Source organism: Thauera aminoaromatica (genome assembly GCF_000021765.1).
In the GTDB taxonomy this organism is placed as follows: domain Bacteria; phylum Pseudomonadota; class Gammaproteobacteria; order Burkholderiales; family Rhodocyclaceae; genus Thauera; species Thauera aminoaromatica.
The window spans coordinates 744,983-757,103 of sequence record NC_011662.2; the positions used below are offsets into that span (position 1 = coordinate 744,983).

General features: G+C 67.2%; 11 protein-coding genes. 4 read left to right on the forward strand and 7 right to left on the reverse strand.

Translation table 11 applies throughout. The features are described 5' to 3' along the window. Nucleotides 1-7: 7 nt before the first annotated feature. The 5 genes from TMZ1T_RS03205 to nosZ form a co-directional block, all read right to left on the reverse strand. On the reverse strand, nt 8-949 hold the full coding sequence (locus tag TMZ1T_RS03205; RefSeq protein WP_012584572.1) for an ABC transporter ATP-binding protein: 942 nt from the start codon (nt 947-949) through the stop codon (nt 8-10). After that, the gene (locus tag TMZ1T_RS03210; RefSeq protein ID WP_012584573.1) at nt 921-2,207 is read right to left on the reverse strand and encodes a nitrous oxide reductase family maturation protein NosD; all 1,287 of its coding nucleotides are present in this window, start codon (nt 2,205-2,207) and stop codon (nt 921-923) included. The genes TMZ1T_RS03205 and TMZ1T_RS03210 overlap by 29 nt, the downstream gene beginning before the upstream one ends. A gap of 153 nt (nt 2,208-2,360) precedes the next feature. Then, complete coding sequence (locus tag TMZ1T_RS03215) at nt 2,361-2,786, reverse strand: hypothetical protein (protein ID WP_004305198.1); 426 nt, start codon at nt 2,784-2,786, stop codon at nt 2,361-2,363. A gap of 31 nt (nt 2,787-2,817) precedes the next feature. Further along, the gene (locus tag TMZ1T_RS03220; RefSeq protein ID WP_012584574.1) at nt 2,818-5,001 is read right to left on the reverse strand and encodes a NosR/NirI family protein; all 2,184 of its coding nucleotides are present in this window, start codon (nt 4,999-5,001) and stop codon (nt 2,818-2,820) included. A gap of 183 nt (nt 5,002-5,184) precedes the next feature. After that, nucleotides 5,185-7,143, reverse strand: coding sequence for a TAT-dependent nitrous-oxide reductase (nosZ, locus tag TMZ1T_RS03225; RefSeq protein ID WP_004305194.1), 1,959 nt, complete (start codon nt 7,141-7,143; stop codon nt 5,185-5,187). Nucleotides 7,144-7,354: 211 nt separating this feature from the next. On the opposite strand from nosZ, the gene TMZ1T_RS03230 reads away from it, so the two are divergent. From TMZ1T_RS03230 to TMZ1T_RS03245, 4 genes are all read left to right on the forward strand, one after another. After that, nucleotides 7,355-8,683: an ATP-binding protein gene (locus TMZ1T_RS03230; protein WP_012584575.1), complete on the forward strand. Its 1,329-nt coding sequence runs from the start codon at nt 7,355-7,357 to the stop codon at nt 8,681-8,683. Beyond that, nucleotides 8,680-9,222: a response regulator transcription factor gene (locus TMZ1T_RS03235; protein ID WP_012584576.1), complete on the forward strand. Its 543-nt coding sequence runs from the start codon at nt 8,680-8,682 to the stop codon at nt 9,220-9,222. Before TMZ1T_RS03230 ends, TMZ1T_RS03235 begins: the two co-directional genes overlap by 4 nt. 103 nt (nt 9,223-9,325) lie before the next feature. Next, complete coding sequence (locus TMZ1T_RS03240; protein WP_012584577.1) at nt 9,326-9,844, forward strand: DUF3617 domain-containing protein; 519 nt, start codon at nt 9,326-9,328, stop codon at nt 9,842-9,844. 119 nt (nt 9,845-9,963) lie between these two features. Next, nucleotides 9,964-11,139, forward strand: a complete 1,176-nt coding sequence (locus TMZ1T_RS03245) for an alpha-hydroxy acid oxidase (RefSeq protein ID WP_012584578.1) — start codon at nt 9,964-9,966, stop codon at nt 11,137-11,139. Nucleotides 11,140-11,163: 24 nt separating this feature from the next. On the opposite strand, the gene TMZ1T_RS03250 is transcribed toward TMZ1T_RS03245, so the two are convergent. Together TMZ1T_RS03250 and TMZ1T_RS03255 are read right to left on the reverse strand one after the other, a co-directional pair. Next, nucleotides 11,164-11,511: a DUF1840 domain-containing protein gene (locus TMZ1T_RS03250; protein ID WP_012584579.1), complete on the reverse strand. Its 348-nt coding sequence runs from the start codon at nt 11,509-11,511 to the stop codon at nt 11,164-11,166. 18 nt (nt 11,512-11,529) lie between these two features. Beyond that, nucleotides 11,530-12,087 (reverse strand): hypoxanthine-guanine phosphoribosyltransferase, encoded by a 558-nt coding sequence (locus TMZ1T_RS03255; protein WP_012584580.1) that lies wholly within the window; start codon nt 12,085-12,087, stop codon nt 11,530-11,532. Nucleotides 12,088-12,121 lie beyond the last annotated feature (34 nt).

The window sequence follows — 12,121 nt, forward strand, 5'->3', positions numbered from 1 at the left end:
CCGCCTCTCAGTCCGAAAAGCCGAAGAACACGTCTTCGAGCGAAGGCTCGCGCACCGTGAGGTCGCGGACCTTGCCATTCAGGGTGGCCAAGGCGGCGATCACCGCCATCTTGGCATCGCGCGCGCACTGCACCGCGACATGGCCGTCGCGGGCTTCGATGGCGCCTACCGGCAGGCCGCCGAGGGCGTTGCGCACCGCCTCGAAATCCTCGGGCGCGACGCGCACGTCGAACCACAGCGGCAGATCCATCTGCTCGCGCAGGGCCTGCACCGTGCCGGTGGCCTGCACCTTGCCCGCGGCCATGATCGCAAGGCGGTCCACGCGTTCCTGGATCTCGGCGAGGATGTGCGAGGTGATCACCATGGTGACTCCCTCGCTCTTCAATTGCCGCAGGATGGCGTAGAAGCCGCGGATCGCCTCCGGGTCCAGACCGGTCGTCGGCTCGTCGAGGAACAGGATGCGCGGCTTGCCGAGGAGGGCCTGGGCGAAGCCGAGGCGCTGGCGCATGCCCTTGGAGTATTCGCGCACGCGACGCTTGGCCGCGTGCATCAGGCCGACACGCTCGAGCACTGCGGCGTTGTTCGCCGTCGAGACGCCCTTGAGACGGGCGAAGAAGTCGAGCGTTTCGGTGCCGGTGAGGTTGTCGTAGAGCACGACGTTCTCGGGCAGGTAGCCGACCTTGCGTCGCACCGTGCGGAAGTCGCTGCCCGGCACCGGCGCGCCGTCGATGCGGATCTCGCCGGCGGTGAGCGGGATCAGCCCCAGCATCATCTTGAACATGGTGCTCTTGCCCGCGCCGTTGTGGCCGATGAGGCCGAACAGCTCGCCGCTGCGGACCTCCAGGTCCACGCCATCCACCGCGTGGATGGGGCCGTAGTGCTTGCGAACGCCGCGGGCGACGATCACCGGTGCGCCGGGATCATTCTGAGCGGGGGAAATGTCTGCCACGCCATTGGCTCCAGTCAGGTTTGTTCGGTTCCATGCGCGGCCTGGGGTCCACGATGCTGGGCGCACGCAGCAGGGGAAACTGCTGGGCCACCATGCGCAAGGTCTGGATGGCTGGGCTGCCGAGCAGCAGCTTCATCATCGGGTGACGCCAGGTCAGGCGGTCGACCAGGTCGTTGGCCTCGTACCGCACGTCGCCCAGGCCGTCGCCGTTGCGGTCCCAGCCGAGGTAGTTGCTCCAGTGGTTGCCTTCCTTCTCGCCCCAGATCATGTCGTGCGCGGCCACGTAGCGGATCTGCTCGCGGTTGCCGATGAAGTCGTTGCGCTCCACCTTGTTGTTCTTGGACCCCGCCCACAGGTGGATCCCGACCACGTTGTCGATGATCTGGTTGCCGCGCAGCTCGTTGTACTCGGCATCGTAGATGAAGAAGCCGCGCTGGTTGCCGGCGACCACGTTGTTCTCGATCACGGCGTCCTGGATCGAGCGCAGCATGATGCCGTGGTCCGAGTTGCCCCAGGCGCGGTTGTTGCGCACCACCTGGTCGCGCACTTCCATCAGCGCGAGACCGCCGCGGTTGTACCAGGTCTCGTTGTCCTCCCAGACGTTGCGGTAGGAGGTCATGTAGTGCGTGCCGTAGCGGCTGTGATGCAGCTTGTTGCCGCGGAAGAGCGCGTCGTGGGAGACGTCCACGTAGATCGCGTCGCGCACGAAGCTGATGTTGTTGCCGATGATGCGCGCGCGCTGGGTGTTGTAGAGCTGGATGCCGTTGCCGCGCTTGGGCGAGTCGAAGTCGCGCTTGCCGGTGATGAGGTTGTTCTCGATCAGGACGTCGTTGGCCTTCTCGATCCACAGCCCGAACAGGGTGTAGGAGAAGTCGCAATGGCGCACGACCGCCTTGTGCGAGCCGGGGTAGATATAGACGCCGGCGTGCTGGTAGAGGGTGTCGCCGCCCGAGTTGGCGACGATGAGCCCCTCGATGGTGACGCCCTCCGCCTTTATGCTGATGGTGTTTTCCTTCAGCTCGCCGTCGATCGTGGGGCGCTCGATGCCGCGCAGGGTCAGCGGCTTGTCGACCAGCAACTGGCCGGCGTAGCGTCCGCGCTCGATTTCGATCACGTCGCCCGGCGCTGCGCGGTCGATCGCTGCCTGGATGGACTCGCCCGGCGTTACCCGCCACGGCGTGGCTGCAGCCGGCGTGGCCAGTGCGGCGAGCAGGGCTGCGGCAGCCAGGAGGCGAGGAAGACGGTGGAGGGAGCGCATTGCAGGGGGGGCGTTTGACAGTGGGGCAGAGTATGCGACGCAATGTCGCAGCGAGACTTGATCTAGGTGAAGTGCCCGGCGGCGGCGGGCCCGCGGAAAACGGCGCGCCGCCCCGGGGGCGGCGCGCAATGTAACCCGGGCGGGCCCCGGATGTCAGACCTGCACCAGGCCCATGCTCTTCAGCACGATGAACAGGGCGGCGCCGATCAGCAGGTTCTTGAAGCCCACGTAGCAGATCATGTCCATGATGCTGGCGCGGCGGTAGCGGCTGCCCCACCACGGACCGTCCTTCACGTAGGGCTTGGAACCCAGGCGCACCGCCACCTCGAACACGCTCCAGCCGAACCACCAGCCGATGATGGCACCGGGCGTCATGTTGCCCATCGCTGCCAGGATCCAGGCCACGCTCGCGGCCGCGGCGAGCGCCAGGCCGGCGGCCTGGACGACGCGCTGGCGCTGGAAGCCGTTGCGGCTCCACGGCCACAGGTGATCCCAGATCTCGGCAGGCAGGCGGCTGGCGGAGCCGCGGCTGGCATAGGGCGGCTCCACCTGCTCGGTCAGAATGCGCGGATCGACCATGATCGAATCCTCCTCGAATGCAGTGTCTTGATCAGGCCCGCGGCGCTGCGGGCGCCACCGGCTTGATCGGGATGTAGTAACCGTCCTTGCCGATCGGGGTCAGCGGCAGGCCGTCCTTGGTGCGACGCTTGCGTTCCTGTGCCAGCGGCGGGCAGGCGTGGTCGTCGGTGTAGAGGACCATGCAGTCCAGGCAGAGCATGCATTCGCGATGGTCGATGCGACCTTTCTCGTCGATCGCCAGCGAGCCGCAGCCGACCGCGCAGGCCTTGCAGCTGTCGCATTCCTGCTTGCGGCGCAGGCCGAACCAGCGGAAGGTCGAGGGCATGGCCAGCGAGGCGCCGAGCGGGCACAGGTATTTGCAGAACGGCCGCTCCATGAAGATCGACAGGCCGAGCAGGCCGGCGGCGAACAGCGTGTAGGGCCAGCTGCGGTTGAACAGGCCGACCAGGAAGGTGGTCTTGAAGGGTTCGACCTCCGCGAGCTTCTCGGCCAGGCCCATCGAGAACATCGATACCGCGAGCAGGCCGAAGAACACCGCGTACTTCACCCACTTCAGGCGGTTGTGCCACTTCATCGGCAGCGCGAACTGGAAGCGCTTGAGGCCGATCGCGCCACCCACCTTGTACAGCAGTTCCGACAGCGAGCCGAACGGGCACAGCCAGCCGCAGAACAGGCCGCGGCCCCAAACGAACACGGTGACGATGATGAAGATCCAGAACAGGAAGATGAACGGATCGGTGAGGAACAGCTCCCATTCCCACTTGAACAGCAGCGAGTGGAACCAGGTCAGCACCTGCGTGATCGAGGGCTGGGCGAGCAGGCCGAAGCCGACAAAACCGATGCTGATGATCCACGCGCTGTACTTGAAGGCGTTGACTGGCCACTTGTTCTTGCGCGTCGAGCGGCGGGTCAGTTCATCGCGCTTGGCATAGACCACCGCCACGGCGACGAGCAAGGCCGAGAACAGGACGATCTCGAGCGCGCGCGTCTTCCACACGCGGACCCAGGGCGCATCGGGCTTCTTGACCTCGGGCCGGCCACCCTCGATATAGGCGTCGGGCAGCCAGTATTCCCTGTCGAAGTTGATGAAGGTGCGCGCACCGGTCTCGCGGTCGATGCGGTTGCCGAGGAAGATGAACTTCCATGGGAAGGCGCCGGAGAACGAGGATGAGCGCACGATGAAGATCGCCGACTCGGTGAAGGACGGCGCGCCTGGTGCGGAAATCCCATAGAGGTTGTAGTAGTCGAGGTCGCGGAAGGTGAACACGTCCTGCCCCTGGCGAAGCTGGACACGGTCGTAGATGCCCCCGCGCACGAAGCCCGAGCCCTTGAACGACTCCCTGCCTGCGGTGCGGATGACGAAAAGCGCGTGTTCGCCCTCCTTGATGCGTGCCATCAGGTCGCGCCAGCCGGTTTCTCCCATGATCGCGCGGCCGACCTCGGGATGGTTCAGATAGCCGTACCAGAGGTCGATGAACGGGTCCTTGCCACGCTCGAGGCCGACCTGCTCGGGCATCACGGTCAGGCGTTGCACCACGCCTTCCTTGACCAGTGTCGCCCAGTCGAGCTTGCGGCCGCTGTCGACGAACCTGGCCTGAGGGCGGACGGTCTTTTCAAGGATGCCGACCTGGCGCCCGACTGCAGCGCCCGACATCATCATCACCTGGTTCTGCGCGATGACCGTGACGGTGGCGCCGGAGATGGCATCGAGGCCGATGATCTCTTCCTCGGGGCGCGAGCGGCCGATCTCGATGTTGGCGCCAACGAACTTGCCCAGGTATTGGTTGTTGAACTTGACCAGCGCGGATTCGGGGATGCCGAGCAGCAGGATCGGTTCGGAGTGCTTGAGGATCTTGATGCCGGCGAAGTTGCCTTGCGGGGTAAGCCCGATCAGCGTGATCACGGGCTTGCCGGAGTAGGCCGGGGTGTCGGTGACGTCGGTCGATAGCACCACGTAGCCCACCAGCTTGCGTTGGCCGTTTTCCTCGGCGTAGCCCTCGACGTAGGGCGGCTGACCCTTGCGCTCCGAGAAGCTGGTCGCGCCGGGCAGGACCTCCTTGCAGGGCACGTAGTCGCACAGCGCGGGTGAGGTGTTGATCTCGGGAGGCAGGTTCGCCTCATAGGCGCTCTGCGCCGAGACCTGCGCAGGCACGAGGGTTGTGGCAGCGAGCAGGGCCGCCATCGCAATGCCCCGCAGGGCGGAGAGGGGCTTCATGATGCGCTCCATAAGTAAATCACGATGGAGTTTAGGGGGTGGGGTCCGGCATGTATTTGTCCAGCGTCAAATTGCCGGTGGGCACGCCTCGAAACGCGAGCGGACTGCAGAAAACAATCGAGGGGCTTGCGCCCCTCGATCTTCAGACGGCACCGCAGTCAAGCGGCGCGGCGCGCTCCGGGATTACGGACGCACGAGCATGCGCGTACGCATCTCCAGGTGCAGCGCGTGGCAGAAGTGCGTGCAATAGCACCAGAACACGCCCGGCTTGTCGGCCTTGAAGGTGACGGACTTCGTCTCCAGCGGGTTCACCACGAAGTTGATGTCGTACTTCGGAATCGCGAAGCCGTGCGACAGGTCTTCCACCTTGTCGAGGTTGGTGAGGATGAGGGTGACCTCGTCGCCCACCTTGAGTTCGAACTCGCGCAGGCTATAGGCCGGTGCCTGCGAGGCGATCCTCACCGTGACCTTGTTGCCGTCGCGGAACACGCCCGATTCCTTTGCATCCTTGATCGCCAGCGGGTGTGCGTCCAGCACGCCGACCTGACGGGTCTTGATGAGTTCGCGCTTGACGATGATGAAGTCGTGCGGCTCCGGATGCACCGGGTGGTCGGCCAGCAGCACCATCTTCTCGCCACGGATGTCGATCAGCTGCTCGTTTTCCGGGTGCATCGGACCCACCGGCAGGAAGCGGTCCTTGGAGAACTTGCAGCCCACCGCCAGGAACTGGCCGCTGGCTTCCTTGGTTTCGCCCATGTCGGCGCTGATGTGGCCGGGCTGGTAATGCACATCGATACGGTCGACCACGTACTGCGCGGCCTTGTCGCCGTTATGGAACTTGATCGCGGCGTCGATGTTCCACTTGACGATCTGGCTGTCCAGGAAGAGGGTCGTGAAGGCGTTGCCGCGGCCGTCGTAGGTGGTGTGCAGGGGGCCGAGGCCGACTTCGACTTCAGCGACCACCGACTTGCGGATGTCGTCGAGCTTGCCGTCGAGGAAGTCGGCGACCTTGGCGACTTCGATGACCGTGCAGGTGGGCGACAGCTTGCCCGAGCAGATCATGTACTTGCCGTCCGGGCTGGCGTTGACGCCGTGCGGGTTCTTGGGGACCGGTACATAGGCGGTCAGCGCGGTCTTCGGATCGGGGTTGGCGGCCTTGGTGCCGTCGACGACCGGGACCTTGGAGGTGCCGACGGTGAAGGACTTGCCGTCCTTGATCGCCTTTTCGATGCGGGCGACGTCGAAGAACACGCAGGCGTCCATCTCGGCCGACATCATGTCTTCGTAGCGCGCGCCGCCCTCGGTGTTGTACTGGTTGGCGGCGGCGAAGCGGCCGTCATAGGAGGTCGCGACCAGATCCATGTTGCCGTCGACCTTGCACTGCCAGCGCACTTCCATCGTCTCGGCGTCGACGCAGGTGAACAGGCAGAAATACTTGGTCGGATCGTCGAGGTCGCGGCCGTCGTTCGGCTGCGGGATATGGAACTCGTTGCCGCAGAACACGCGGGTGGTGTGGTTGATGGCCTTGTCGACCGGGTCGCGCTTGTCCGAGAAGATGCCGTGGAAGCCCTGGATGTTCGGGATCTCGGTGATCGCGTCGCATTCGAAGACGTCGCCACGGATACGGCCCAGGCGGCCGTGGATCTTGTCGTTGACCCAGAAGTACTTGCCGTCGTAGGTGCCGTCGGTGTAGGAGCCGTGGATGTGGTGGGTGTCGCCGGTCTTGTACTTCAACTGGCCGTCCGCACGCGTGCCGATCACCTTCTTGGACTCGTTGGTGATGCCCCAGCCGCTCATGCAGTCGATGTTGAAGGTCGGCACGCGCTTGATTTCACGCCCCGAAGGCAGGCCGAGGACGCGGCATTCGCCGGAGTGGCCGCCGGACCAGATGCCGTAGTAGGTGTCGAGCTCACCCGGTGCCATGTGCAGCTTGAGGCCGGAGGCAGCATGCGCCGCGGCGGGCGCGGCGGCCGGTGCCGCGGCGGGTGCAGCGGCCGGAGCGGGAGCGGTTTCCTTGTTGCACGCGGACAGGCCCACCGACATGCCGGCACCGGCGAGGCCGGCGAGCGCTGCGGTGTTGAGGAACTTGCGGCGGCTCGGATCGGGCATGGCTTCGACCGGGTTCATCTTTGCGTCGTTCATGGTTCTTTGCTCCCGTAGGCAGGTGTAGTCGATCTCACAGACCCGGCATCGCGACCTTGCGCCCCTTGCGTCGGTTCTTCATGCGTGTCGGGGGCCTGTGACAAATTGTCCTGTGACGTTTTGTCGCACCCCAATTCTATGAAGGTGGAAATCAGTAAACCTTGATATAAGGCAAAGATGAGTCCTTCAGTTCTTGTTTGCGAAGGGAAGAATGCAGCCGATCGAGCAGGAAACCGAGCCCGCCGAGGATCTCGACAACCCCAATCCGGTACTGATGCCTGCGCGGGTGCTCAACGCCGTGCGCACCGATCGCGGGCGCCTGCTGCAGTTGCGCTGGGTTTCCCTGCTCGCGATGGTACTGATGAGCTTGGTCGTCTTCCCCTGGCTCGCGCCCGCGCAGCCGGTCGGGCCGCTCGCCGGGGTCACCTTGTGCCTGCTCGCGGTCAACCTCGCCCTGCTCGGTGGGGCTGCACGTTGGCTGGTGGGGCGCTGGGGCGCCTTCCTGCAACTCGCCGTGGATCTGCTGGCATGGGCGGCATTCCTCTATTTCACCGGTGGCGTGACCAACCCGGCGATCTCGCTGCTGCTGCCGGTGGTGGCGGTGGGCGCTTCGATCCTGCCCGCGGCACAGGCCTGGGCGCTGGCGGCCCTCGCGGTCGCGCTGTATTCCGTGCTGTGGCAGTTTCACCAGCCGGTTCGCCTGGCCGACGCCGATCAGGCGATGTACTGGCACCTGGCCGGCATGTGGATCAGCTTCGCGGTCTCCGCCGCCACCGTGGTCTGGTTCATCGTGCGGCTCAACGTGGAGCTGGCGCGGCGCGACAACGAACTCGCGGCGGTCAACGCGGCGCGTGCGCGCGACACCTACGCGGTCGGACTGGGCAAGCTCGCCGCCGGTGCCGCCCACCGCCTCGGCACACCGCTCGGCACGCTGCGCATTCTCGCCGACGATCTGGCGAGCCGACCCGAGCTCGCCTCCGGGCTGCGTGAAGACGTGCAGCTGATGCGCGAGCAGGTCGACTACTGCCGCGACATTCTCAACGGGCTCACGCGCGAGGCCGGCCAGCAGCGGGCGGAGAGCGGCGGGGCGGTCGAGGTGCGGGCCTGGGTGACGGAGGTGGGCGGGCGCTGGCAGCGTCTGCGCCCCGGGGCAGGCTTGTACATCGATGCGGAGGCGGCGGACGGGCAGGCGGTCATCGTCGCCGACGCATCGCTCGGCGATGCCCTGCACAACCTCATCGACAACGCCGCCAATGCCAACGAGCGCGCGGGAGCGCGCGCTTGCGCGGTGGAGCTCGGGATCCGCCGCGAGGGCGCGCGGGTGGTTGTCGAGGTGCTGGATCGCGGGCCCGGGTTGCCGCCGGAGCGCGTGGAGGCGGCGCGTCTGGCGCGGCTCGGGGAGCGTGCGCAAGGCATGGGCGTCGGCTTGATGCTGGCGCACGCCGCCGTCGAGCATCATGGCGGGCATCTTGAATTCCGTTCCAGACCGGGTGGTGGCACGATTGCGCGCATGCTGATTCCGCGACAGTCCGTACGATGACCCCCGACAACACGCCCTGCCTCCTTGTCGTCGATGACGATCCGGCCTTCAATCGCGTCCTCGTGCGCGCCCTCGGCCCGCGTGGCTTCGATACCTACGGGGCGACCGACAGCGAGGGCGCGCTCGAGCTCGCCCGCGACCACGAGCCCGAGTTCATCGTGCTCGACCTCAACATCGGCGGCGAGTCGGGCCTGAAGCTCATCCGCCCCCTGCTCGAGGCGAGCCCCGGGGCGCGTATCCTCGTGCTCACCGGTTACGCCAGCATCGCCACGGCGGTCGATGCGGTGAAGCTGGGGGCCGTCCAGTACCTGGCCAAGCCGGCCGACATCGACAGCATCATCCGCGCCTTGCGCGCCGAGGGCGTGAGACCCGAGGATCACGCGCCCGGGGCTCCGCTTTCGGTCGACCGCCTCGAGTGGGAACACATCCAGCGCGTGCTCGCGGAGCACCACGGCAACATCTCGGCAACCGCGCGTGCGCTGCAGATGCACCGGCGCACGCTGCAACGCAAGCTCGCGCGCCCGCCGGCGGGGGCCTGACCGGCAGGCGGGTCGCGCCGGTTCCCCTCTGTTCAAGGACGGCCTTCCGCTCTAACCTTCGTTCCCGATCGAACCTCCCCCAGACCCCCACAAGGATCCCATCATGCGCCGCTTGCTCCTGCTGCTGACGCCCGTCCTCGCTGCCACCGCACATGCCAGCCCCGTGCCTGCCGAGGCGCCGATCCGCATGGCCGGTCTGTGGCTGATGAACACGACCCCCGTCGGGGCCGCGGCGCAGACCTCCAGCTTCCACATCTGCATCGGCGCGCCTGCGCGCGACGACGTGCTCGCCCACCCCGGCAGCGCCGTGCAGAACTGCCGCGAAGAGCGCTGGAGCAAGGACGAGCACTACACCTACTATCAGGCGAGCTGCGAGGCCAAGGGCGGCAACGCGGGGGTCGAGGCGAGGTTTGCCGGTGACTTCAAGTACAACTTCCAGGGGGAGGTCACCATGACGATCGCGTCGCAAGCCGGCGCTGCCGAGGTGACCAGGATGGAGATCGATGGGCGGCGGCTGGCGCCTTGTCGCGGTGGGCTGCCGGAAGGCAGGTTCCTGATCAAGGGGCAGGATGGGGTGGGCAACCTGAATCTGGGCGAACCGATTCGCCAGCCGGCGCGCTGAAGCACGAGCCGTTGCCGACCACGGGAGTCGGTCGTCACAGCCACGGTCCGCAGATCACCGAGCGGGCAGCGGACGACCTCGCCGGGTCCTGCACCGCCTCCCCACGGAGCGATCACGACGTGCCTCCGCGACGACAGCATTACCGCGGCCGCAACCCGGCGCGCGCCCACAGCATCGCCGAGCTGCGCGCGATGGCGGCGCGCCGGCTCCCCGACTTCTGCCTCGAATACCTCGATGGCGGCGCCGACGACGAGCTCGCGCTCGCGCGCAACCGGCGCGTGCTCGACGAGATCCTGCTGCTGCCGCGCACCTTGGTCGATGTGTCGCAGCGCGAGCTTGCGGTGCCGCTCTTCGGTACCGAAATCGCGCTGCCGGCGGTGATCGCGCCCACCGGCTTCAACGGCCTGCTCACCCACGCGGGCGACCGCGTGCTCGCCGAGGCGGCGCACGCGGCGGGCATCCCGTTCTGCCAGAGCATGGTGTCGACCGTGGCGCTGGAGGACATCGCCGCCACCGGGGTGCGCCACTGGATGCAGATCTATCCCTTCAAGGACCGCGACAACCTCGCCGCGGTGGTGAAGCGGGCCGAGCATGCCGGCTGCGAGGCGATCGTGCTCACCACCGACGCCTCGGTGTTCGGCAACCGCGAATGGGACCGCCGCAACTACCGCGCGCCGATGAAGCTGGCCTGGCGCAAGCTGCTCGATGTCGGCCTTCATCCGCGCTGGGTCCTCGACGTGCTGGTGCCGCACGGCATGCCGCGCTTCCGCAACCTCGGCGACTTCCTGCCGCCGGGCATGGACAGCGCGAAGAACGCCGCCGCCTTCCTCGCCGCGCAGATGGACACCTCGCTGACCTGGGAGGACCTGCGCCGCCTGCGCGACCTGTGGCCGCGCCGGCTGCTGGTGAAGGGCGTGCTGCTGCCCGAGGATGCGCTGCGTGCGCAGGAGGCGGGTGCCGACGGCGTGGTGGTGAGCAACCACGGCGGGCGTCAGCTCGACTGCGCGCCGGCGCCGATCGAGACCCTGGCCGCGGTGCGCCAGGCGGTGGGGGCGGAGATGACGGTGATCGTGGATAGCGGCTTTCGCCGCGGCAGCGACTTCGTCAAGGCGCGCGCGCTCGGTGCCGATGCGGCGATGTCGGGGCGGGCGACGCTGTACGGCCTTGCCGCCGCGGGTGCCGCGGGCGCGGCGCGCGCGTTGGAGATCCTGCGCGGCGAGATGGAGCGCACGCTCGGGCTGATCGGCTGTGCGCGGATGGACGAGGTGGACGCGCGCTACGTCGGTCGCGGCTGAAGGCCTCGTGGGGAGGCGTGTGCCTCAGACCCCCCAGACCACCGGCGTCTCCTCGCGCAGCGATTCTTCCAGCATGGCCAGCAGCGGCCACGCGCGCTGGGCGAGGCCGACCGGGGCAGCCATGCCGGTGTTCCCGGCTTCCTTCTCTGCCTCCTCGTCGGCGTGGCTGCGCTGGCGTTCGAGCTCGGCCTGGCGGGCGCGCTCCTCCTCGATCGCGGCCTTGAGGCGGGCGATGGCCTCGGGGAGTTGTTGCACGGTGACGATGCCCTTGGCGTCGGCGGGGTCCTTGCCGAGGATGCCGACGAGCTTCTTCGCGGCGTCGCCGAACATGATCACGTCGGCGCTCGCGTGGGACTTGAAGGTGACCAGCATGGGGTGTCGCTCCTTGTCTTACAGGCCCTTGACGGCGTAGATGCCGGGCGCGTTGCGCCAGTAGCCCTTGTAGTCCATGCCGCAGCCGAACAGGAAGCGGTCGGGGATGTCGAGCCCGGTGAAGTCGGCGCGCATGCCGGGCCTCGCCTTGCGCTCGTGCAGCTTGTGCACCAGCACCGCGGACAGCACCTCGGCGGCGCCTTCTTCCTTCAGGTGCGCGATGATGGCCTCGAGCGTGTGGCCTTCGTCGAGGATGTCGTCGAGCACCAGCACCGTGCGTCCGCGCAGGTCCTGGGTCGGACGCACGCGCCAGTCGAGCAGGGTGCCCTGGATGGCATGGCCGTAGCGCGTGGCGTGCAGGTAGGCGACTTCGAGCGGGAAGGGCAGGCGCGGCAGGATGCGGCCGGCGAGGATCAGCCCGCCGTTCATCACCGCATAGACCAGCGGGTTGGCGTCGGCGAGGCGTGCGCTGATCTCGGCCGCCATGCGGTCGAGCGCGGCCTCCACGGTGGCGGCATCGGCGAGGCAGTCGGCCTCTTCGCGGGCGCGCTTGATTTCTTCCAGATTCAGGGACATGTCGATGAACTGCGGGCGCTCGCCCGGTGCGTTT

Bases quoted from the DNA above. Each gene is read 5' to 3' on its own strand.
- TMZ1T_RS03210 (WP_012584573.1), bottom strand. From the start codon at position 2,207: ATGCGCTCCCTCCACCGTCTTCCTCGCCTCCTGGCTGCCGCAGCCCTG.
- TMZ1T_RS03215 (WP_004305198.1), bottom strand. From the start codon at position 2,786: ATGGTCGATCCGCGCATTCTGACCGAGCAGGTGGAGCCGCCCTATGCC.
- TMZ1T_RS03220 (WP_012584574.1), bottom strand. From the start codon at position 5,001: ATGAAGCCCCTCTCCGCCCTGCGGGGCATTGCGATGGCGGCCCTGCTC.
- nosZ (WP_004305194.1), bottom strand. From the start codon at position 7,143: ATGAACGACGCAAAGATGAACCCGGTCGAAGCCATGCCCGATCCGAGC.
- TMZ1T_RS03230 (WP_012584575.1), top strand. From the start codon at position 7,355: ATGCAGCCGATCGAGCAGGAAACCGAGCCCGCCGAGGATCTCGACAAC.
- TMZ1T_RS03235 (WP_012584576.1), top strand. From the start codon at position 8,680: ATGACCCCCGACAACACGCCCTGCCTCCTTGTCGTCGATGACGATCCG.
- TMZ1T_RS03240 (WP_012584577.1), top strand. From the start codon at position 9,326: ATGCGCCGCTTGCTCCTGCTGCTGACGCCCGTCCTCGCTGCCACCGCA.
- TMZ1T_RS03250 (WP_012584579.1), bottom strand. From the start codon at position 11,511: ATGCTGGTCACCTTCAAGTCCCACGCGAGCGCCGACGTGATCATGTTC.
- TMZ1T_RS03255 (WP_012584580.1), bottom strand. From the start codon at position 12,087: ATGTCCCTGAATCTGGAAGAAATCAAGCGCGCCCGCGAAGAGGCCGAC.